Genomic DNA, 19,165 nt, shown 5'->3' with positions numbered 1-19,165 from the left:
GCCGATGTCCGACCTGCGCCCTAAGTGGGGCAGCTGCGAGATAACGATGCCGGCCAGGATGGCAACGACGCCGGCGACCTGGAGCGCTTCAACCGGCTCGCCCAGCACGAGCGTCGACAGGGCGATGCCGCAGGGAAGCTCGGAGGATGCCATGATGGCAGCCAGCCCCGGTGTCAGGTGCGGCGTGGCGATGCCGAACAGCGCTACCGGCACGAACAGCGCGCATAGTCCCAGAACGAGGCCGAACTTCCAGATGCCGTCCTGCAGAACGCCGCTTGCGAAGTAGTCGGGGCACAGCGCGAAGCCCAGCGCGCACGCGCCTAGGCACACGACGAGCCCGCGCTGAACGGACGGCATGCCGCGCCCGACGCGGCTCGAGAAGAACATGAAGAAGGTGCAGCTGACGGCCGAGAGCAGCCCGCATGCGATGCCGACGGGGTCAAGAGCGCCCACCGATTCGGAGAACATGCCGCTGGCCATGAGCGTTCCGCCCAGGATAACAGCCGCCGCTGCCGCCTCGGCCGCACGCGGGCGTCTGCGCATGACCACCAGCTGGACGACGATGCCCATCCAGGTGAACTGGAAAAGCAGCGTGATGGCTACCGAAACAGGCAGCAGGGTGAGCGCGTAGTTGTACAGCACGGTGCCGATGCACGTGTTCAGTCCCAGAGCCAAAAGAGCTATCGTCTGTTTGAGGGAAAGCGGGACCAGACGCTTGCCGCGCGCTCGCTGCACGAGCAGCGCGACTGCGAACAAAAGCGCTGCGAACAATGCCTGGCTCGCTACCACCTGGGTCCAGGTGAAGCCTGCGGCGTACGTTATCTTCACCGTGGTCGCTTGGGCGCCGTAGCTGGCTCCGGCCAAGAATACGATACCGGAGTATCTCAAGGTGTTCTTTTCCATGAGGCCATTCTAACGTACGGCGAGACCTTTCAAATGCTCGATGCCTCGCACGTCGTCGGGTACAATGAAACGCGGACTAGAAGGAGCAGGGAAGACGAAGGAGAGCGAATCATGGCATCGTTTGCAATCGAACCGGCGTTTTGGGAGCTGTTCCCCCAGGCGGAGATCGGCATCGTGGTGGCTCGGGGCATCGACAACGCGCACGAGTCGAGCGAGGACGTGAAGGCGGCGCTGGTCGAGGCGAACAAAGCGGCGCTCGCCCACGTGCCCGATCCCACCATCAGCAAGAACCCCGCAGTGGCGGTGTGGCGCGAGGCGTTCCAGCAGTTCAAGACGAAGAAGGGCGCGCGCTCGTCCATCGAGGCGCTTCTGAAGCGCGCGAGCGGCGGCCGAGAAGTGGGCTCCATCAATCCGCTCGTGGACATCTACAATACCGTGTCGCTGACGTACGCGCTGCCGTGCGGCGGCGAGGACATCGACACGTTCGCCGGCGACCTGCGCCTCACGGTGACACAGGGCGGCGACGCGTTCCGCGCGCTGGGCGACGAGGCCGATTCCGAGACGCTGCCGGGCGAGGTGTGCTACCTCGACGACGCCGGCGCGGTGTGCCGTTGCTGGAACTGGCGCGACGGCGTGCGCACCATGCTCACCGAGAGCACGACGAACGCGTTCCTCATCCTGGAATCCGTCGACCCGGCGCGCCACGACGACCTCGCAGCGGCCCTCGACGATCTTGCCGCTCGTACCAAAGCGGCCCTCGGCGGCGAGATGGAATCCCATATCGTGACAAAGGGCAGCCCGGCGATCGCCCTGTCGTAAGCGCGCTCACCGCTTCCGTGCAACCCTGCGGTTCTGCCGCCTTTCCGGTGCGACCGTAGGGCTGCACGCTTATATATCACCTGATCAATAGGCATATCTCGTCGCTGAAACTCCATGGTCTGTTCGCTTGTGCGCCGCGCTTCAGTGTGCGAACATTCGTTCTCCAAAGAGATCGAGACACGGTGCGGAAGGCGGCGAGGAGCTATGGCGGCGACAGGAGAGGTGCGGGTTCCCGAGACGTTCGGCGGCCGCGTGATCGGCTCGCCCGAAGGCGCCGGTGCCCGCCGGGTGATCTTCCATTCCGACATGAACGCGTTCTACGCGAGCGTCGAGCAGGCCGAGCGGCCGGAGCTGCGGGGCGTGCCGCTCGTGGTGGGCGGGCACGAGGAGCTGCGCCACGGCATCGTGCTGGCGAAGAGCGCGCAGGCGAAAGCGGCGGGCGTCAAGACGGGCGAGGCGCTGTGGGAGGCGCGCGCGAAGTGCCCGGGGCTCGTGGTGGTGCCGCCGCGCTACGAGGTGTACCAGGCGTACTCGGCCATGGCGCGGCGCATCTACTACCAGTACACCGACCTCGTGGAGCCGTTCGGCCTCGATGAGGCGTGGCTCGACCTCACCGGCTCGCTGCCGCTTCTGGGCGGTGACCCGGCGCGCACGGCCGCCGAGATCAGCGGCCGCATCAAGGCCGAGCTGGGCTGCACGGTGTCCGTCGGCGTGTCGTGGAACAAGATATTCGCGAAGTTCGGCAGCGACTTCCGCAAACCCGACGCCATCACGTTCATCACGCCGCAGAACTACCGATGCCGGGTGTGGGAAGCTCCGGTGAGCGAGCTTCTGTACGTCGGCGCCGCCACGCGCGCCAAGCTGCACTCGTCGGGGATCGACCGCATCGGCGAGCTGGCGTGCGCCTCGCCCGAGCTGCTGCGCCGCCGCCTGGGCAAGATCGGGCTCGTGCTGCGCGCGTTCGCGCGGGGCGAGGATGCGACGCCTGTGAAGCCCTACGACCAGGCCAGAAACGAGGTGGACCGCACGGTGAAGAGCTTCGGCAACGGCCTGACCGCGCCGCACGACATCGTGAGCGCGTCCGACGCGAAGGCGCTCGTCTACCTCTTGTCCGAGTCCGTGGCACAGCGGTTGCGTGAGGCGCGCTTCCGCGCGTCCACGGTGTCCATCGGCGTGCGCAGCGCGCGCGACCTGGCCAGCTACTCGCGCCAGACCACGCTGCGCCGCGCCACGAACGTGACCGGCATCGTGGCGCGCACGGCCTGGGGGCTGCTCGCGGCCAACGAGCCGCTGGACGGCGAGCACCCTTTGCGCGGGTTGCACGTGCGCGCCTCGAACCTCGAGCCGTGCGATGCGCCGCAGCAGCTGGAGCTGGCCTTCGACGCGCGCCGGCGCATGTTGGAGGACTTGGACGAGACGATCGACGACCTGCGCCGCCGCTTCGGCAACACCTGCATCCAGCGCGGCGCGGAGCTGCTGGACGAGAGCCTGCTGGGGCTGGACATCAAGAAGGAGAACGTCGTGCATCCCGTGGGCTACTTCTACGACTGAAGGGGGGCGAGGGGCGGGTCGTCCTCCTGCGCGGAGGCCGTGCCCTGCCCGTCATCCTGGGCAAGCGAAGAGGTCTGCGGCTTCCGCTCAGGATGACGACCTGCGGCCCCTTCGACGCGCGACGGGCCGAAGCGGGAGCAAAAGGGGAGCCCTGGCAGTTTTTCAAGGGCTCGTCGACATCGAGCGGGCGACTCGTTTTCGCCCGTCAGGCGTTTCTCGGGCGGCGGGGAGGCCGTGCGACGGTTTTCGGTCGTGAGATTGTCAGGGCTCTCAATTTGCGCCCAATCGGGCCGGCCGCCGACGAAGCGTCGGGCGAAGAGCGCGGATCGGCAGGATGGAGAGGGGAGCGGGGGCATGGTGCAGGGCATAGCGGCGCGGCGGAAGCGGTATGTGGAGGTGGAAGCGACGTTCCTCGAAGATGGGCGCATCGTGCCGCGCGCCGTAATTTGGCATGACGGACGGCGCTTCCCCGTGCGCGCCGTGCTGGGCGTGCGGCGGTGCACGTCGCTCAAGGTGGGCGGCGAGGGCGTGCGCTACGACGTGCTGGTGGGCCATGCGCATACGTTCCTGTTCCACGAGGAGCCCCGCTGGTTCGTGGAGGAGATCGTGTACGAGCCGCTCGACCCGCTTCTCGACGGCGGGGCGTGCGCCTGGGGTGCGGACTGAGGGTTCGCCGGTTCAGCGGGCCACTTCGGCGGCGGGTGAGGCGAAATCCGGTCTCCTGCGGTAAAAATCGATCGGTTTGGTAATCCTGGCGGGGCCCGAACCGTCGCTTCAACGGTCGACGAGTTCCGCCTTCGCGCGTTTGCCCAGGTCGGACGTTTCATCAGAAAATGAAATCGAAATGGTGGGATTACCAGACCGCCTCGTTTTTACCTCTCGATCGCGATTTTCGCCGCATCGAACTTGGAGGCGGGTGGCGCCGCTGCGCCCTGGTCGCGTAGAATGGAATCGTCAGAGGGCTGGGAAAGGAGCGAGCATGCATATCGAAACGCCGGGCGAGCGCTCGTCCGAGCTGGTGGCCGCACTGGTGGACGTGTGGGAGCGCTCGGTGCGCGCCACGCACGACTTCCTCGCCGAGGACGATATCGTGGGGCTGCGCCCCGAGGCGGAGTCGGGCATCGCGGGCGTCGAGCGGTTGACGGTGGCGTACGACGGCGGTGCGCCGTGCGGGTTCGCGGGGTCGCAGGACGGCAAGCTGGAGATGCTGTTCGTCGCGCCGGAGGCGCGTGGGCGCGGTGTCGGGCGCGCGCTGTTGGCGCATGCCGTGGAGCATGCGCGCGTGCGCACGCTCGACGTGAACGAGCAGAACCCCCAGGCCGTCGGGTTCTACGAGCACGAAGGGTTCGTCGTGGCGGGCCGCTCGCCCGTCGACGACGCCGGCCGTCCGTTCCCGTTGCTGCACATGCGCCTGGTCTGAGCCGGCGAAGAGGAGGCGCGCGATCGCGACGGCATCCGCCATCGCGCTGGGAGCGCTTGCGGTGGCCGTGCTGCTGACCAGCCTCGCGTGCTACCTGCTGTACTACCGCTTGGAACCGCGGCGTGCCTACGTGGCGGGGGCCGTTCCGCTGGCCGCGGTGGGCCTGTTCGCCGCGGCGATGGCCGTCGTGGCGGCGTTGATTCGATAAACGGTGGAGGCTCGCAGACGCGGAGGCGAGCTCACGGGCGCTTCGGTATACTGGTCGTGCGAAGAAAGGAACCCCGCATGACCGAGTCCGCACGCCGATCCGCCGATACCCGGCCGCCCCGTCCGGCCCGTCCCGACATTCCGGGCGAGCTGACGGAGGTGGACGACCTCGCCGGCTGGATCGAGCGCGACAACGGCGGCGACCTGCGCGTGTCCCATGTTCTCGTGCGCAGGGACGCGGCCGAGGGGGCCGACTTCTCCCTCGTCGAGCTGACCGAGTCCCGCGTGGAAGGGTGCTCGTTCGTCGGCTGCGATTTCGATCGGGCCATGGCGTCCGACGTGGCGTTCTCGAACTGCGATTTCTCAAATTCCACGTTCTCCCAGGCGAACTTCACGCGCTGCACGTTCTCTTCGTGCAAGTTCACGGGCGCCGACCTGCTGGAGGCGGTGCTGTCGCGCGTGGAGGTGCGCGATTCCACGTTCGCCTACGCGTCCGTCGCGAAGGGGAAGCTGGAAGACGTGAGCGTGAGATCCACCGACTTTTCCGGCGCTGACTTGGCCGAGCTGCGACAGCGCCGCGTCGAACTCGACGACGTGCGCTTCGCGGGCACTAGCTTCTTCCGTGCGAGCTTGGACGGTGTGGATTTATCCTCGTGTCGATTGGCCGATATCGTGCTGTCGGATACGATGGAGGAGCTGCGCGGCTGCTCGATGGACCTGTTCCAGGCTGCCGGCATCGCGCGTCGACTGGGCGTGAACGTCAAAGACTAGCGAATCGCGCGGCGCCGGGCGCCCGCGCAACGTGAGGAGTTTCGAAGCATGGACGAACAGGTGCAACCGCGCGGGCTGAGCGCGGCAGAGGTAGAGGAGCGGGTTGCCCGCGGCGAGGTGAACGTGGATGCCGGCGTGCACACGCGCTCCGTCCGCCAGATCGTGCGCGAGAACACGCTCACGCTGTTCAACGCCATCAATGTGATCCTGGCCGTGTTCGTGCTGGTCACCGGTTCGTACAAGAACATGCTGTTCATGGTGGTCATCGTGTGCAACACGGCTATCGGCATCGTGCAGGAGATTCGCTCGAAGCGCACCACTGACCGTCTGTCCATCGTGGCCAGCTCGAAAGCCACCGTGCTGCGCGACGGCGCGCGGACGGAGCTGCCGCTCGACCAGTTGGTGCGCGACGACGTCATCGAACTGGGGCGTGGCGACCAGATCCCCGCCGACGCCGAGGTGGTATCGGGCACGTGCGACGTGAACGAGAGCCTGCTCACCGGCGAGAGCAAGCTGGTGAAGAAGCGCCCGGGCGACGAGCTGATGAGCGGCTCGTTCGTGAACGCGGGCATCGTCCTGGCGCGCGTGGTGCACGTGGGCGCCGAGAACTACGCGGCGAAGATCAGCGCCGAGGCCAAGCAGCACAAGGCCGTGAACTCCGAGATCATGAACAGCCTGAACCGCATCATCCGGTTCGTCAGCTTCGTCATCTTCCCGCTGGGCGCGTTGCTGTTCGCGCGCCAGCACTTCCTCGGCGGCGTCGAGACCAACGGCGCCATCCTATCCACGGTGTCGGCGCTCGTGGGCATGATCCCCGAGGGGCTCATCCTGCTCACGTCCACGGTGCTGGCCGTGGCCGTGGTGCGTTTGGCGAAGTCGAAGGTGCTCGTGCAGCAGCTGTACTGCATCGAGACGCTGGCACGTGTGGACACGCTGTGCCTCGACAAGACGGGCACCATCACCACAGGCAAGATGGAGGTGGAGGCAGTGTGTCCGGTGAAGGGCGTCGGGCAGGACGCGGTGGACGCGGCGTTCGCCTCCATCGCCCGTGCGGACGATGATCCGAACGACACGGCGCTTGCCATCGTCGAGCACTATGCGCGAAGCGGCGTCGGCTCGCTGCGGCCCGTCCGAACCGTCCCGTTCTCGTCCGACAAGAAGTGGTCGGGCGCGACGTTTGCGAACGGGGAGAGCTACGTCATGGGCGCCGGCCAGTTCATTCTGGGCGATGCGTTCGTCGAAGTGGCCGAGCAGCAGGAACGGCTGGCCGCCGACGCGCGCGTGCTGTTGCTGGCGCGCGTGGAGGGCTTCACCGAGGACGGCGATCTGGCGGGGAGGCCCGAACCGCTGGGATTCGTGGCCATCCACGACCAGATCCGCGCGACGGCCGCGCAGACCATCGGCTACTTCAAGGAGCAGGGCGTCGACCTCAAGGTGATCTCGGGAGACGATCCGCGCACGGTGTCGGGCATCGCGTCTCAGGTGGGCGTGCCAAGGGCCGAGGCGTACGTGGACGCGACCACGCTGGCCGACGACGCGGCCATCGCCGAGGCCATCGAGCGCTACAGCGTGTTCGGCCGCGTGAAGCCCGAGCAGAAGAAGGCGTTCGTCGTGGCCCTCCAGGAGAAGGGCCACATCGTGGCCATGACGGGCGACGGCGTGAACGACACGCTGGCGCTCAAGCAGGCCGATTGCAGCGTGGCCATGGCGGCCGGTTCGGACGCGGCGCGCAACGTGGCGCAGCTCGTGCTCGTGGACAACGACTTCGCGGCCATGCCGAAGGTGGTGGCCGAGGGGCGGCGCTCCATCAACAACCTGCAGCGCTCGGCGTCGCTGTTCCTCGTGAAGACGCTGCTGTCCATGACGCTGGCCGTGCTGTTCATCCTGCTGCCGTGGCAGTATCCGTTCCAACCTATCCAGATGACGCTGATCAGCGCGTTCACCATCGGGCTGCCGTCGTTCGTGCTGGCGCTCGAGCCCAACAAGGACCGCATCAAGGGGCGCTTTTTGGAGAACGTCATCGTGAAGTCCATCCCCGGCGCCATCTGCGCGGTGCTCACCATCCTCATTGTGAACACGGTGGGCTACAACGTGCTGCACCTCGATTACGAGCACGTGTCCACGCTGTGCGTGCTGCTGACGGCCTGGATCGGCGCGCTTCTGATCGTGCGTCTGTCCATCCCGTTCACGCCCATCCGCGCGGCGCTGCTGGTCGTGGTGGTGGGCGGCACGGTGCTCGGAGCCACGGTGCTGCACGGCCTGTTCGGCATCGAGCCGTTCACCTTCGGCATGACCGTGCTGTTCACCGTCCTCGCCATTGGCGTGACGGGCCTGTTCCACGTGCTGTTCGGCATCTTCGACGCCTGGCATGCCAAGCGTCTCGCGAACATGGTGTAGAAAAGCGGCTGCTGGCTTTCCGATCGTCCTGCGGGGCCGGCGCTTCGCGGGCTGCGGGCGGGCGGCGCGTGCTCTCTCGGACGGCGCCGCGCTTGTGGCGGATGCGGTCGTTTGCTATGATCGCCTTGCGGCGGCCGGCAAGCCGGCTCGCCTCCCCGTGGATCGGAGGATCTATGAACGGCAACGTCAGCAAGGTCATCGCGGCGACGGCGGCAGCGTCTCTGGCGTGCGAAGTGCCGCTTCCGGCATTGGTGGACGAGGTGGTGGTGGCGAGTCCGCGCGATCTCGGAACCGATGCGTTCGCCGAGGAGCTCGGGAGGGTTTTAGGGCGCGAGGTCGCGACCGACCCCGCCGACCTATTCCCGGTGATCACGCACGAGGCGTACCTGCCCGAAACCCACGACCCCGAAGCGCCGCAATCCCCTCGCCGCCCGCAAAGGGAATACCCCCGCTAGCAACGTTTGCTAGCGCCTGCGGCCGAAGCCGCTTGCGCCGTTGCGGCGCAGGGAGCGCGAGAACGCCGCGCTGCCCACCGTCGCCTTGGGTACGAACTGGCTTGCGAGCGCCTTCTCCGCCTCCGTCGCGTCGTAGCCGTCGATGTCCAGCGTGGGGATGCGCTCGCCCAGCAGCTTCTCGATATCGAGCAGTTGCGCCTTCGCCTCGGGGCTGACGAACGAGATGGCGTAGCCGGTCTCGCCGGCGCGGCCTGTGCGGCCGATGCGGTGCACGTAGTCCTCGGGGCTCTCGGGCAGATCGTAATTCACCACGTACTCGATGTTCGACACGTCGATTCCGCGGGCCAGCACGTCGGTGGCAACGAGGACGTCGATGGCACCTTTGCTGAAGCCCTCGAGCGCCCGCTTGCGCTGCACCTGCGTCTTATCGGAATGGATGGAGTCCGCGCGGAAGCCTGCACGCTTCAGCTGGCCGGTGCATATCTCGGCGCGCGTCTTCGTGTCGGTGAACACGATGACGCGCTTGCTGCCGCGCTGCTGGAGCACGAGGCGCAGCAGCTCGGGCTTCTTCATCGGGCCGACGGGGATCATGAACTGGTCGATGGTGTCGGCGGTCTCGCCTTTGTGGGACACCTCGACGAACGCGGGATCCTTCAAGATGGAGGACACGCTCTGCATGACCTTGCGGTCGAGCGTTGCCGAGAACAGCAGCGTCTGGCGCGAAGAGGGCGTGGCGGCCACGACCTTCTTCATGGTAGGCCAGAAACCCATGTCCAGCATGCGGTCGGCCTCGTCCAGCACGAGCACCTCCACGTCGCGCAGCTTGACGACGCCGCGTTCCATGAGGTCGTACAGCCTGCCGGGCGTGGCCACGAGGACGTCGATGCCGCGGTCGAGCTTCGCGATCTGCCCCTTGTACTTCGTGCCGCCCATCACGGTGAGCATGCGGCGGTTCGACGCTTTCGCCAGCTGCGTGCAAGCGGCGTCGATTTGCTGGGCCAGCTCGCGCGTGGGGCTCACGACGAGCGCCCGCGGCGATCCCGGGCGCTTGGCGCGGCCGATGCGCTCGAACAGGGGCAGCGCGAACGCGGCCGTCTTGCCGGTGCCGGTGGTCGCGGCGGCCACGACATCGCGACCTTCGAGGACCAACGGGATCGCTTGCTCCTGCACGGGGGTGGGGGCGGTGAAGCCCATCCGCTCGACGGCGGAAAGGGTCGTCTCGGACAGGCCGAGGTCTTGAAACGTCGAACTCAAAGCGTATCTCCAAGCATCATTGCGGGATTCGCGCGACGCGCCGCGCCGGCGGCTCGCATCGCGTGCGGCGCGGATGTGGGTGCGCACCGATCACCTGCGTCTATGATAGCCTATCATGCGCGTTTGCGGGAGGTTCCGCGCGAATACCCCGTAACCCGAGGCATTGCCGACGCGACGGGCAGGGGGGGGGGAGTGCGCCTGGGCTTGCTAGTTTTCGAGGGGATGCGGGTTTTTCTCGCTCATGCACGCTTTTGTCAACCAAAATAGCCTCAAATGCCAAGAAATGGTTGACAAAAGCGTGCATGAACAGGCCTTCGCCGTGTTGTCCGCAGGCATCGAGCGGGATGGAGCATCGTGCAACAGGGAACCTTTTCGCAGCGTTTGCCGGCGGGAAAGGGCCCTGGCTACCTCGGCTCGCGGGCGGTTGCCGCAGTGCGAGCGGCCTCGGCGGCGCTTTCGACGCTGCGACGCGCGGTCATGCGCACGAGCGCCAGCGCCAACGCGGCGGCGGCCAGGGCGAACAGCGCGCCCGCAGGGCCGGTGGCCAGAAGCCCGCCCGCGTTCACCACGAGCCCGCCCGCGAACGAACCCAGCGCGATGCCCGCGTTGAACGACATGGGATGCAGCGACGCCGAGAACGTGAGCGCGCTGGGGTAGTCGGCGCGCGCGATGTCCTGGAACAGCATCTGCACGGTGGAGTTCATCACGTACATGAGCAGCCCCACCGCGAGGATGTTCGCGATGCTGACGACGCCCGCGGGCAGGCTTACGGCCAGCAGGGCCAAAAGCGCCGCGTGCGCGGCGAAGGCGACGGGCAGCGCGCGCAGCCCGAAGCGGCCGGCCACCCAGCCCGATAGCAGGTTCGAGCCCACGCATGCGGCGCCGAACAGCAGCAGCACGAGGCTCGTGCCCGCGGCGTCGAGTCCGACGACGTCGGCGAGGATGGGGGCGAGGTAGGTGTAGAACACGTAGGTGGACGCCGCGCCGGCGAGGATCATGGCGATGTTGGTCAGCACGCGGCCGTCGGCGAGCAGGCGCAGCTGCGAGCGGAGGGTGGGAGCTGCGCCTTCCGCGTGCGCGGGGGTGCGGGGGAGCGTCGGCAGCAGGACGGCGCTCACCGCCAAGCCCAGCGCGAACACGCACGCGTAGGCGGCCTTCCAGTCGAACAGGTCGGCCAGCGCCGCTCCGATGGGCACGCCGACGACGCTCGACACCGAGAAGCCCGCCAGCACGAGCCCCAGCACGGCGGCCACGCGCTTCGGCTCGACGATGTCTGGCACGTAGGTGAGCGCGAGGGCCAGAAGCGTGCCGGACGTGACGGCGGGCAGCACGCGCGAGACGAGCAGCAGCGCATAGCCGTCGGCGAACAGGGTGAGCAGGTTTCCGGCGTTGAACACCACCAGCAGCGCCGCCATCACCTTGAAGCGGTCGGCGCGCGCCGTGGCGAGCGCTACGATGGGCGTGGCGACGGCGCAGGCCAGCGCGTAGTAGCCCACGAGATCGCCGATGAGCGTGAGCGGCTCGCCCAGCCCTTCGGCCACGTCGGGCGTGATGCCTATCAGCACGAACTCGGCGAACCCGAGCGCGAACGCGAGGGTCGTCAGCAACGCGGTTGCGAACGCGTTGCGCTTGCGGCTTGTGCGGTTTTCGGTGTCCATGGCAGCCTCCAGCAAAGGTAGTGCGAACAGTGCTTGTTTTCCTCCTCTACCGTACCGCCGAGATAGGCGAATAGCCAATGCTTATAATGAAAGCATCTTCATGCCTGAAAAGCATGGGGAAGCTGAGGCCGCTGCGGAACCTTTGGCATGCGGGTGCTTTCTGGCCTTGACGCAAGAGAGCCCGACTTGAAAAAGGTTCGTCAAGCGTTAGTCGATCGCGGGCCGCTTTTCTTGCTGCTTGTCCTCCCATATCGTTATATAAGTAATAAAGTCATGGACAAAAACATGCGCGAATCTGCACTTTTAATGAGTCGTGTAAATCCGGATGCACTCTCTACCAGGCGTTTTTGTAACCAAGACCTTTTGAAGCCCGCAAAACTCTGTAAAAAACTACCGAATACTAGCCCTTTTTGTCCATGATGATTTTAATCATATATAAATGCCATGACGGTCCGGGGGTGTGCGAGGTGTGCGAGAGGCGTCAAGGGGACGGGATATAGCATGTGGGGAGGGGCCGCATGCGTCGTATCCACTGCCTTCCCTGACGCGTTGAAAGGAGCGCCGGGAAGGGGCGCTCCTTTCGCGTTGGGAAGAGGGTGCGAGGAAAAGAGCGGGCTATTCCTTGCGCAGCCATTCGTCGCCGCCGTCCGAGCATTCGCCGCCCGGCCGGTAGCTGGCGATCTTGGCGTCGAGACGCTTCGCGGTGGCCTGCATCTCCTCGAGCTTCGCGACCAGTTTCGCGCGCTGCTCTTCCAGAATCTCAAGGCGGGCGGCGGCGGTGTGCTCGCCTTCCTGGAACAGCGCCACGTACTCCACGAGCGCCTCGATCTGTACGCCCGATTCGCGCATGCAGCGGATGAACTCCACCCAGCCGCAGTCGTATTCGGTGAAGTCGCGGATGCCGTTGGGCAGCCGGGTGACGTGGGGGACGAGCCCGATGCGCTCGTAGTAGCGAATGGTGTCGACCGAGATTCCGTAGCGTTTCGCGACTTCGGCGATTTGCATAGCACGCCTCCTAGCAGGTCGTGGGGAAGTCCGTTCATCCTGCTGTCAACATACCGCGCTGCTCAACCGATAGCAATGCTTATATTGAAAGGTTCACCATGCTTGGGAGGCATGAAGAACCTCAAGCAGCCCTTGAGTTGGCCGGCGGCCGTGCGCCGTCTAAACCCCGCATCCCATGAGGCGTGCGCGGTTGACTTCGTGCAGGCGCTTCTCGATGGCGCCCGGCGCATCGACTCCCGTGGCGGTCACCACGCCCACGAGGCGTGCCTGCTCGAAGCAGTCGACCCAGCCTTGCAGTCCCTTCGTCGCCCCGTCGAACGCATGGGCGTCCTCGTCGGCCGCCGTGGCCAACAGGTACACGTCGCGAAACGCAGGATCGGCGGCATAGGCCGGGTTGCTGCGGTCGAGCAGGGTCTTCATCTGACCGGCCATCTCGAAGAAGTAGATGGGCGTGGCGAACGCGATGGCGTCGGCCGCGACGATGCGCTCCACGATGGCGGCCGCATCGTCTTTCAGCGGGCATGCGGCGCCGGCTTGGCAAGCCAAACACCCGCGGCAAAACTCGATGCGCTTGCCGCGTAGGCTGACCGTTTCCACGTCGTGGCCCGCCTCGCGCGCCCCTTCGGCGAACGCGAGCGCGAGGGCGTGCGAGTTGCTGGTCGGGCGCAGGCTGGCCGATACCACCAGGACGCTCTTTCCCATGGGGTTTCCTCTCGTCGTATGCGATGCGTCGATCGTCTTGTCGCGTTCCAGTGTGCCCCTTGGAGCAGGCTCCAAGTCAAATGGAGGTTTCATGGCGACGCGAGGAGGGGGTGGGAGCGAAGAAGGCGGGAAACGCCGATACGGTTGCGTACGGTCTACGAGATGCCTGCGTCGTCTTCCGCATGCCTCGCGCATACGCGTTCCATGGCGTCGAGGAAGGCCCGCGTCTGCTTGTTGGGCATGGAGGACCGCCAGACGAGGCCCTGGTGAGCCTCGAAGCGCGGGGCGAAGGGAACGAAGCGAAGGTCGCTGCTCTCGCTCGCGTCGAACAGGCCCTCGTAGGTGAGCATGCAGCCCATGCCCTGGCGCACGAGGTAGCGGCCGTTCAGAGGCAGGTTGAACGTGGCGACCACGTCCATCCGATCCAGCGCGTCGCCCGCCCAGTCGCGCAGCGTTCCCGCAAGCGCCTGGCGCGAGGCGATGATGCCTTGTCCCGCCAGGTCGGCAGGCGAGATGCCCTCGAGCCGCCCCACGGCGCTGTCGCGCAGCGCAAGCGCGCCCCATACGTCGGTCACCGGCAGGTGCATGGCGTTCATCTTGGCGTGCTCGCGCATCTCGCATTCCAACATCACGTCGTAGAACCCGCGCACCAGCCCGTCTTTCAGCTCCGCGGTGGTGCCGCTGTGGATGGCGAAATCGACGGCGGGGTAGGTGCGCCGCACCTCGTCCATGGCCTGCGCGATGAGCGTCATCGCCTGGGATTCGCCCGCTCCGATGTGGACGGTGCCGCCGATCGATCGCTCGGAGGGCAGCATGTCCTCCTCGGCCTTGCGCGCCAGCTCCACGATGGACTCCGCGTAGCGGCACAGGATGGATCCTTGATCGGTCAGCTCGATGCCCTTGGGGCCGCGCGTGTACAGCTCGCGCCCGAACTCCTTCTCGAGCGACGACAGCTGGCGCGAGAGCGTCGGCTGGGTGATGTGCAGGGCTTTCGCCGCGTTCGAGATGTTGCCCTCGCGCGCGACGGCCAGGAAGTACTCCAAGGTCCTCAGTTCCACGACGCCCTCCTGTCGCTCGTTCAACAAAGCTATACAAAACCGGTATGAAGAACAATTCATTATAGGCATTTTTCATAGCGCCTCGCCGGTTTTAGTATCGGCAGCAGAGAGAAACCGTGCAACTCAAGGAGAAAGGGGAGCATATGTCCCTGCTCGACAAAAGCCTGAAGCGACGTGATTTCCTGAAGGGGACGGCGGCGGCCGCAGCGGCGACGGCGGCGTTCGGGCTGTCCGGCTGCTCGACGGGCACCGCGCAGGATGCCGGATCGGACGTCGCGCACGTCGTGGCGTCCGATACCAGTATCCTAGCTGATGCGGGCGAGTGGATGCCCATTCACTGCCACCAGAACTGCAACCAGATGTGCCTGAACATGGGCTACGTGGTGGACGGCGTGGTCGTCCGCCAGAAGACCGACGACGCCCGCGAGGACAGCTTCGACTGCCCGCAGCAGCGCGGCTGCCTGCGCGGGCGGTCCCTGCGCCAGCAGGTGTACAACGCCGACCGCATCAAGTACCCCATGAAGCGCAAGAGCTGGCAGCCGGGCGGCGGCGAAAACGCCCACGGCGAGCTGCGCGGCAAGGACGAGTGGGAGCGCATCGGCTGGGACGAGGCGCTCGATTTGGTGGTAGGCGAACTCAAGCGCGTCTACGCCGAGTACGGCCAGGACGCCGTCATCTGCAACGGCTGGCGCTGGGCGCCCGGCTCGGCCATGTTCCCCGTCATCGGCGGCGCGGTGTACAACACCGAGACCGAGTCGTTCGGCTGCTGGGCCTTCCAGACCGAGGCGCTGGGCCTGTACTCCTGGGGCGATCACCCCGATATCATGATGGGCCCCGACAAGTACGACCTGCCGAACGCCGACACCATCGTGCTGTACGGCTGCAACCCCGCCTGGGCGCAGCACTCCAGCATGTACTGGCTGAACAACGCCAAGGAATCCGGCACCGGGTTCGTGTACGTGGGCCCCAGCTACAACGTGACCGCCGCGCAGCTGGGCGCGCGCTGGATCCGCGTGCGGCCGGGCACCGATACGGCGTTTTTGCTGGCCGTGATCTACGAGATGATCCGCCTGGACGAGGAGCGCGGCGACGTCATCGACTGGGACTTCGTGAACGAGCGCACGGTGGGCTTCACGCCCGAGACCATGCCGGAGGACGCGGCGACTGACGAGAACTACCGCGACTACATCCTGGGCGCCTACGACGGCACGCCGAAAACCCCGGAATGGGCGAGCGAGATCTGCGGCACGCCGGTGGAGGACATCACGTGGTACGCCGAACTGGCCGCCAAGGACAACAAGGTGATCTTCTTCCATAGCTACGCGGCCTCCCGCTACCTGGGCGCCGAGAATCTGCCGCAGGCGTTCATGACCGTGTCGGCGCTGGGCGGCCATTACGGCAAGTCGGGTCACGGCTCGGCCGCCATCTACACGTGGGACGCCGGCGATTCGGGCTACCGCCTCATCCAGCATGCGGGCGGCGAGTACGCCTACATCGACAACCTGGTGGGCTCGCCGGGAGCGACCGGCCCCAACCGCTGTATCGAAGGCAACTCGTGGTGGAGCTCGTTGGCAGAGGGGAAGTACCTGTCCTCGTCCGAGGGCCCTTACGACCTAGGATCGGGCGACGACCCCGCCAAGCTGCGCGCGAACACGCCCACCTATCACGCGGCGCGCGAGATGCCGGTCAACCCGCGCCTCATGTTCGCTACCAACTCGAACTTTATGCAGACGCGCGGCAACCTGCCCACCGCCATCAAGGTGATGCGCGCCGCCGACACCTGCATCTCGCTGGAGATCAAGTACTCGCTGACCGCCTCCTTCGCCGACATCATCCTGCCGGTGGCCACCCACTGGGAAGGCAACGACGACGAGGAGTGGGGCGAGCTCTGCTGGCCGAGCCCCTTCGGCGACGGCAACGGGCAGAAGCAGCGCAAGGACGCGCTTGTTGCCTGGCGCCCGCTGGTGAAGCCGATGTACGAGGCGCGCGAGGAGAAACGCATTTGCCGCGACATCATCGAGCGCATGGGCTTCGACGCGGACGACGCCTACCCCAAGAGCAACTACGACCAGTGGCTGGGCTACTTCCTGGGGATGCGCGAGCTTTCCGAAGACCTCTCCCGCTGGGAGCCGGTGATCACCTGGACGGCCGATGACAACCGGAAGCACCACGCGAACTATCCGGAGCAGCACGGCAAGATATCGTTCGACCAGTTCATGGCTGACGGCTCGTACGTGGCGCGCCGCTCTCCCGACGACAGGCGCAACTACGTCGGCTACCGCGACGACAAGCTGGGCATCGGCGAGAACGGCGAGGTGGTCGTGGCAGACACCGCGTGGCCGCGCCCGTCGCGTTCGGGCAAGCTGGAGATATACTGCCAGTTCAAAGCCGACAACGTGAACCGCACGGGGCTCAACTCCGAGCCCATCAAGCCTTACGCGAACTACTTCGTGCCCAACCGCGGCTACCAGGACACGTTCGCCGACTGGGACGCCAAGGTGAAGGGCGCCTACCCGCTGCAAGCGTACACGCCGCACTACATGCGCCGCGCGCACACCTGCTACGACAACATGACGTGGACGCAGGAGGCGTTCAGGAACCCGGTGTTCATGAACGCGCAGGACGCCGAGGAGCGCGGCATAAAGGCGGGCGACACAGTGGTGTGCTACAACGACTTCGGCCGCATGCTGCGCATCGCCCAGCCGCTGCAGGGGATGATGCCGGGCACCGTCGGCATCCCGCACGGCGTGCGCTCGCTGTTCGACGAGAGCGACCCCGACAGCATCGTCGACCGCGGCGGGTCGGAGCAGATGCTGTCCGACGGGCAGCAGTCGAACTACTTCCCCCAGGTGGACGGGTACAACAGCCTGCTCATCGAGATCGAGAAGTACGACGGCGAGGCGCTGGTGGAAGACTGCGACCGCGGCCCGTTCCTGGCTGCCGGCATCGACGCCGAAGGAACGCCCGCCTACGTCGCCGAAGGCATGTACGAAGGCAAGGAGGCTTAAACCATGAGCTTGGGATTCTACGTTGACGTGCAGCGCTGCATCGGCTGCCGAACCTGCCAGGTGGCGTGCAAGGACCGCCACAACCTGCAAGCGGCGGGCCCTCGCACCCGGCGCGTGGGAAGCTTCGAATGCGGGACGTACCCGGAGGTGGGCATGTTCCATCTGACGGTGTCGTGCAACCACTGCGACGATCCGGCCTGCGTTGCGGGGTGTCCCACCGGCGCCATGTTCAAGTCCGACGACGGCACGGTTCAGCATATCGACGACCGCTGCGTCGTATGCCGCAACTGCATGATCACGTGCCCCTACGGCGCGCCGCAGTTCGACGAGGACGAGAACATGATCGTGAAATGCGACGCCTGCAAGGCGCTGCGCGAGGACGGCCGCAACCCGGTGTGTGCAGACGCGTGCCCCATGCGCGCCATCGAGTTCGGCGACGTGGACGAGCTGCGAGCGAAGCACGGCGACGCCGTGAGCGAGCTGCCGGTGCTGCCGTCGGCGGCGACCACGCGGCCGAACCTGCTGCTGCACGCGTCGCCCGAGGCGCAGCGCAGCGACTTCAACGAGGTCGTGCTGTGAGCGCGCCGACCGACCCGACGGGCGAGTCCGTCGCGCTCGAGGCCCTGCTGCTCGCCCGCGCGCGCTTGTACGCGCTGTTCCACAAGCTGTTCGGCGCGGCTCCGGACGCGGCGGTGCTCGAGGCCCCTGCTGGGCGGGGCGACGGCCGACGCGGTGGACGAGTACGCGGAGGACGACGAGACCATGCGCGGCTTCGGGCGCTTCCTGTCCGATTTGGCCGCTGCGGAGGGGCGCGCCACCCTGCTGGAGGCGGCGCGCGACGAGCACGTGCGCGTGCTGGTAGGCCCCGGTGCGCTGCCGGCGCTACCGTGGGAGGCGCCGCACCGCTCGGGCGAGCCGACCGTGTTCCAGGAGGGCACCCTGGCCGTGCGCGCCGCGTATCGGGCGCGCGGCGTGCAGCCTCGGAAGTTGCAGCGCGTGCCCGACGACCACGTGGCGCTCGAATGCGCGTTCATGGCGCGCGAGGCGCGGTTCTCGCTCGCGCAGCTGATCGCGGGCGACGTGCGCGAGCTGGCGGCCGGGCTGCGCGCGCAGCAGTCCTTCGTCGTCGAGCATATGACAGCGTGGCTGGGAGAGTACGCGAAGGGCCTGCGCCGCTCTGCGACGGCGGTGCTCTACCCGCAAGCGGCCGAGGCGCTGGCCGCGTTCGTCGCCCTTGATGCGACGTTCTTGGCCGAGTCGGCGCTGTGGACCGAGGAGGTTTCGGCGTCGGGCGAAAAGTTCGAAGCGCTGGGAGCGGTCGCCGGATCGCCCGAGGCGCAGGCGTTCGCCGCCGTCGAGGAGGCTCTGGCGGCGCTCGAGCAGACGCGTCCCTTCGGCATCGAGGACTACGAGCTGGCGGCATGCGAGGGCTGAAGCCCTGGCAGGAAGAGTCGGCGCGGCGGGTCGTTCGCCGCGCCTGGATCCAAGTGAGGACGGATGATGACGATGATCTCTGAGTTTCCCTTGTTCTTGTTCACGACGCTGGGCGGGCTGGCGGCCGGTGCGTACGTGGCGGCGGCGATATTTCCGGATGTTGATCGCAAGCCGAAGCGGCCGTGGCTGTTCCCGCTCGTATGCCTCGCGCTCTTGGGCGTCGGGCTGCTGGGCGTGCTCGGGCACCTCGGGCGCCCCGAGCGCTTCCTGCTGGCGATGAGCAACCCTTCGTCGATGATCGCCGAGGAGGCGTACTGGTCCATCGCATTCGGGGCGCTGATGCTGGTCGATTTCGTTTTGCTGCTGCGCCGAGGCGCCAGCCCGCGCGCTGTGCGCGTCGTGGCCGCCGTGGCAGCGGGCGCCCTCATGTGTATCATGGGATGGGTGTACCTTCACGAGCTACGGCAACCCCGCCTGGGCTGCGTGGCAGACGCTGCCGCTGTTCGTGCTGGGCGATCTTGCC

18 protein-coding genes are annotated in these 19,165 nt (G+C 66.7%); 12 read left to right on the top strand and 6 right to left on the bottom strand.

Annotated elements, in window-relative coordinates; genetic code table 11:
* Positions 1-903, bottom strand: a 903-nt coding sequence (locus HMPREF1023_RS03105) for an EamA family transporter (RefSeq protein WP_009304690.1), incomplete at its 3' end; no start/stop codon positions are given.
* A 111-nt stretch (positions 904-1,014) separates the two neighbouring features.
* Between HMPREF1023_RS03105 and HMPREF1023_RS03100 the strand changes: the two genes are divergently transcribed.
* The 8 genes from HMPREF1023_RS03100 (at position 1,015) to HMPREF1023_RS03070 (ending at position 8,523) form a co-directional block, all read left to right on the top strand.
* Positions 1,015-1,722 (top strand): B3/4 domain-containing protein, encoded by a 708-nt coding sequence (locus HMPREF1023_RS03100; RefSeq protein ID WP_009304689.1) that lies wholly within the window; start codon positions 1,015-1,017, stop codon positions 1,720-1,722.
* 204 nt (positions 1,723-1,926) lie between these two features.
* Positions 1,927-3,273, top strand: coding sequence for a DNA polymerase IV (locus tag HMPREF1023_RS03095; protein WP_009304688.1), 1,347 nt, complete (start codon positions 1,927-1,929; stop codon positions 3,271-3,273).
* Positions 3,274-3,627: 354 nt separating this feature from the next.
* Positions 3,628-3,939, top strand: a complete 312-nt coding sequence (locus HMPREF1023_RS03090; protein WP_009304687.1) for a hypothetical protein — start codon at positions 3,628-3,630, stop codon at positions 3,937-3,939.
* A gap of 313 nt (positions 3,940-4,252) precedes the next feature.
* Entirely contained in the window at positions 4,253-4,693 is a 441-nt protein-coding gene (locus HMPREF1023_RS03085) for a GNAT family N-acetyltransferase (protein WP_009304686.1), read from the top strand.
* Positions 4,694-4,760: 67 nt separating this feature from the next.
* Positions 4,761-4,901, top strand: coding sequence for a hypothetical protein (locus tag HMPREF1023_RS15135; protein WP_156788358.1), 141 nt, complete (start codon positions 4,761-4,763; stop codon positions 4,899-4,901).
* 77 nt (positions 4,902-4,978) lie between these two features.
* A complete protein-coding gene (locus HMPREF1023_RS03080) occupies positions 4,979-5,671 on the top strand; it encodes a pentapeptide repeat-containing protein (protein WP_009304685.1) in 693 nt (230 codons plus the stop codon).
* A 48-nt stretch (positions 5,672-5,719) separates the two neighbouring features.
* Positions 5,720-8,068 (top strand): cation-translocating P-type ATPase, encoded by a 2,349-nt coding sequence (locus HMPREF1023_RS03075; RefSeq protein WP_009304684.1) that lies wholly within the window; start codon positions 5,720-5,722, stop codon positions 8,066-8,068.
* Positions 8,069-8,241: 173 nt separating this feature from the next.
* A complete protein-coding gene (locus HMPREF1023_RS03070) occupies positions 8,242-8,523 on the top strand; it encodes a hypothetical protein (protein ID WP_009304683.1) in 282 nt (93 codons plus the stop codon).
* Between the two features lie 9 nt (positions 8,524-8,532).
* On the opposite strand, the gene HMPREF1023_RS03065 is transcribed toward HMPREF1023_RS03070, so the two are convergent.
* From HMPREF1023_RS03065 to HMPREF1023_RS03045, 5 genes are all read right to left on the bottom strand, one after another.
* Positions 8,533-9,777 (bottom strand): DEAD/DEAH box helicase, encoded by a 1,245-nt coding sequence (locus tag HMPREF1023_RS03065; protein WP_157003536.1) that lies wholly within the window; start codon positions 9,775-9,777, stop codon positions 8,533-8,535.
* A gap of 404 nt (positions 9,778-10,181) precedes the next feature.
* Positions 10,182-11,435 carry an MFS transporter gene (locus HMPREF1023_RS03060; protein WP_009304681.1) on the bottom strand — a complete coding sequence of 418 codons (1,254 nt, stop codon included), beginning with the start codon at positions 11,433-11,435 and terminating at the stop codon, positions 10,182-10,184.
* Between the two features lie 615 nt (positions 11,436-12,050).
* Positions 12,051-12,440: a MerR family transcriptional regulator gene (locus tag HMPREF1023_RS03055; protein ID WP_009304680.1), complete on the bottom strand. Its 390-nt coding sequence runs from the start codon at positions 12,438-12,440 to the stop codon at positions 12,051-12,053.
* A 159-nt stretch (positions 12,441-12,599) separates the two neighbouring features.
* On the bottom strand, positions 12,600-13,142 hold the full coding sequence (locus HMPREF1023_RS03050; RefSeq protein WP_009304679.1) for a flavodoxin family protein: 543 nt from the start codon (positions 13,140-13,142) through the stop codon (positions 12,600-12,602).
* A 155-nt stretch (positions 13,143-13,297) separates the two neighbouring features.
* Positions 13,298-14,200, bottom strand: coding sequence for a LysR family transcriptional regulator (locus HMPREF1023_RS03045; protein WP_035576897.1), 903 nt, complete (start codon positions 14,198-14,200; stop codon positions 13,298-13,300).
* 143 nt (positions 14,201-14,343) lie between these two features.
* On the opposite strand from HMPREF1023_RS03045, the gene HMPREF1023_RS03040 reads away from it, so the two are divergent.
* The 4 genes from HMPREF1023_RS03040 to HMPREF1023_RS03025 all read left to right on the top strand — a co-directional run.
* A complete protein-coding gene (locus HMPREF1023_RS03040) occupies positions 14,344-17,208 on the top strand; it encodes a molybdopterin-dependent oxidoreductase (protein WP_009608341.1) in 2,865 nt (954 codons plus the stop codon).
* A gap of 3 nt (positions 17,209-17,211) precedes the next feature.
* Positions 17,212-17,787: a 4Fe-4S dicluster domain-containing protein gene (locus HMPREF1023_RS03035; protein WP_009304676.1), complete on the top strand. Its 576-nt coding sequence runs from the start codon at positions 17,212-17,214 to the stop codon at positions 17,785-17,787.
* A gap of 153 nt (positions 17,788-17,940) precedes the next feature.
* On the top strand, positions 17,941-18,642 hold the full coding sequence (locus HMPREF1023_RS03030; protein ID WP_009304675.1) for a molecular chaperone: 702 nt from the start codon (positions 17,941-17,943) through the stop codon (positions 18,640-18,642).
* A 72-nt stretch (positions 18,643-18,714) separates the two neighbouring features.
* Positions 18,715-19,165: DmsC/YnfH family molybdoenzyme membrane anchor subunit (locus HMPREF1023_RS03025; protein ID WP_232228678.1), on the top strand; the 451-nt coding region annotated here is incomplete at its 3' end.

The organism is Eggerthella sp. 1_3_56FAA (assembly GCF_000185625.1).
Lineage (GTDB): Bacteria > Actinomycetota > Coriobacteriia > Coriobacteriales > Eggerthellaceae > Eggerthella > Eggerthella lenta.
The sequence above is the reverse complement of the archived record's forward strand: the minus strand, read 5'-3'. Positions and strand labels throughout refer to the sequence as shown.